General features: G+C 63.3%; 2 protein-coding genes. One reads left to right on the top strand and one right to left on the bottom strand.

The annotated features are described in order from the left end of the window. The coding region (locus V6M39_RS12375) for a hypothetical protein (protein ID WP_332644120.1) at nt 1-469 on the top strand (469 nt) is incomplete at its 5' end. 59 nt (nt 470-528) lie between these two features. Here the strand turns inward: V6M39_RS12375 and V6M39_RS12370 are convergent. Further along, nucleotides 529-1,923, bottom strand: coding sequence for a hypothetical protein (locus V6M39_RS12370; protein WP_332644119.1), 1,395 nt, complete (start codon nt 1,921-1,923; stop codon nt 529-531). Nucleotides 1,924-2,630: the final 707 nt, after the last annotated feature.

Below are 2,630 nucleotides of genomic sequence, written 5' to 3'. Positions count from 1 at the left end.
ATGCCGCTGTCGGAGCGGGACGCCCGACCATGCCGCTGTCGGAGCGGGACGCCCGACCATGCCGCTGTCGGAGCGGGACGCCCGACCATGCCGCTGTCGGAGCGGGACGCCCGACCATGCCGCATTTCGCGCGGTCGTGTCGATGCGCGCACCTTCGTGCGAGGCTGTTGCCGTGAGCGCCGAGGGCTTTCGAGAGCCGTGGTTTCGTCTTGGGGCCGACCAGGCGGCGACCTTAGCGGACGAGGTCATGGCCGAGGTGGGTCCTGGGCACGAGTTGTATGGCCTCGACCTTCATGCCGTTGCTAAGTGTGAAGGTTGCGACGATGTTGTGTTCCGGGCGTCGGACGACTCGTTCGCGATCGTTCATCTCACTTGGGCAAGCAAGTCGGAGGATCTTCCCCGTCCGCTGACGACACGGCTCGGTGGCTTCATCGCCGTGGAGGCGGCGATGGACCAGCACGAGCACTGATTTCCCATTGCCGCACGACGGAACGACGTTCTCATGGGCCGCGCTCGGTGCGCTCGGATTTAGGTTTCTGGCCGTTCGACGGACCGAAGGTATGACTCGAATGCGATCGGATCCCGTGTGGGATCCGGACGGTTGGCGACATTCCCGGTGGCCGCACGCGTGATTCCGCCGAAGACGCGGTCGACAGCGACTGCTGAATCGTCGGATGAGAGCGAGAACTCGGCTGCGACCGCCTGCTGTAGCTCTAGTCCGGCGATTCCTCTCTCGCTGAGTTCGAGTGTGAATGTGACGACTTCAGCCACGTCGCGGTTCGACGGTAGTGACACGGTCAGGTCGTCAGTCCACACGAGTGCGTTGGTCGACGATGTGGCCACGTGCGCCGGATGCGCCGCGTGAACGCGAGATAGCCAGGACCTGGCTTCATCAGGGGAAAGCGTCGCAACCTCAGCGATCGCCCGGAGGAGCGGATAGGCGCGACCAGCGTTCCAGCCGCGCTCATATGGCAGCGGATCGAGAACGATGACGCGGCTGCCACCAAACAGGGGGATTTCATCTGGGCGAGCCTCGTTCCAAATCCATTTGCCATAGCCGTCTACGAGGTTGAACTGGCCTGTCACGCCCCCTTCTGGTTCCACAGGTCCAGAGCCGTCGGCCGCTGCGACCATCGCAGGCGTCGGTCCCAGAGGCACCTCTGGAGCGTTTCGGCGCCGGATGAGCCCCTTTCTGGGCACAGGCAAGAGAGGGATGATGTGGGCCGCGAGCATCGTATGAAGTTGAAAGTTGTCGGCCACACCACTCACCGTGACTCGGAACCCGGTGCCGGTGGAGCGATGCAACACGATCAACGGGTCGCCGTCACGGATGCGTAGCAAGCCAACCAACCAAGGCGCCAACTCCGGAAGGTCTTCTTCTGCGGCTAGTGCTGCTGCTTGCAGCCGTTCCCTCTGCGGCAGCGCACGCCGAACGTCGACTCGTTGGGACAGGAACAGCACCGGCTGAACCCAGGGTTCGGCATACATCCATCGTCGAGCGACAGCGCCTGGGTCATCAGTCCGCTCGGCTGCCGACTCGACAAACTGCTCGAATTCCGTACTGCCGCACGCAGCCCGTTCTGGGACGGGGCCGACCAATTCCTCGTACAGGGACACAAACAGTCGTGTGCCCTCCAGCGCCTCGCAGGCGCCCTCGACCAGCACGTCGAGTACAGGTGCTACGTCTCCATCCATGCCGATCAAGGAACTCAGGTACTGCGCAAGGGGCCCACCGAGGGACAGCGGCGCATCAGCCAGCACTGGCACTAGGAGCGCGGCGGCGTCATCGAGGTCCTGGCGCGACGCCTGATGCACTGCATCAGCAAGACGCTGTCCAGCCGCGAAAAACGCCTCATGGTTGACCGCCCGTGCTGCGGCCGAGATCTCATTGACGAAGTCCTTGAGATGCACCGAGGAAGTCACCGCGGGAGCGTACCTCGGTACGTCCACACCCTGGCCCTGATCGTTCTGCTCACACTCCTCATCGTGCAGTTGCGAACCCGGCTTGCGAACCAAGCCGAAGTCCTCGCGACCTGAGCCACAGCTATGTCTCCCGCACTCGGGACCGCCCGCACCGCCGTTAGGGCGACGCCGGACTAGGTTGGGTCATACGGACGTATTCCACCGCCGCCTCGCGATGCGCGACGATGGGACGGTGGATCCCCGTCAACGCAGCGCTGCTCGGCGGCAGCGAGAGAGAGTTGGCCTGATCTGTCTCATAGGTCTCGTCTTCATCGCAGTGAGCGCTGTGTCTGACCTGTTCGGTCTTGACGAAGTTGGCGGGCGGCGAAGTTACTGGAATGGGTGGGGATACCTCATCGGTGGATTCTGCATCGTCGCAGGACTAGGCGAACTAGTACGACGCTTGATCAAGGGGCCGCCGAAGCCTGGGAAGAGAGCACGCCACTGAGCGCACCCGCTCATGCCGCTGTCGGGTCTCTAGAAAGTCCTGCGGTGCTGCGGAAGGGTGTCTGGTGTGGCTTTACGTGGTGACGCGCAACCACACGGCGGAGCGTCCTGTGCCCTGGGGCTTGAGGAGTCCTTCATCCTTTAGGTCATTGAGGACGAGGCGGATGGTTGGATCGCTGATTCCGGGTAGCGCGGCTCTGACGTCGGAGATGGCAAAAACG

Source organism: Aeromicrobium sp. (assembly GCF_036675695.1).
GTDB lineage: Bacteria > Actinomycetota > Actinomycetes > Propionibacteriales > Nocardioidaceae > Aeromicrobium.
Note: the sequence above shows the minus strand (reverse complement) of the source record. Positions and strands in the feature narration are given on the sequence as shown.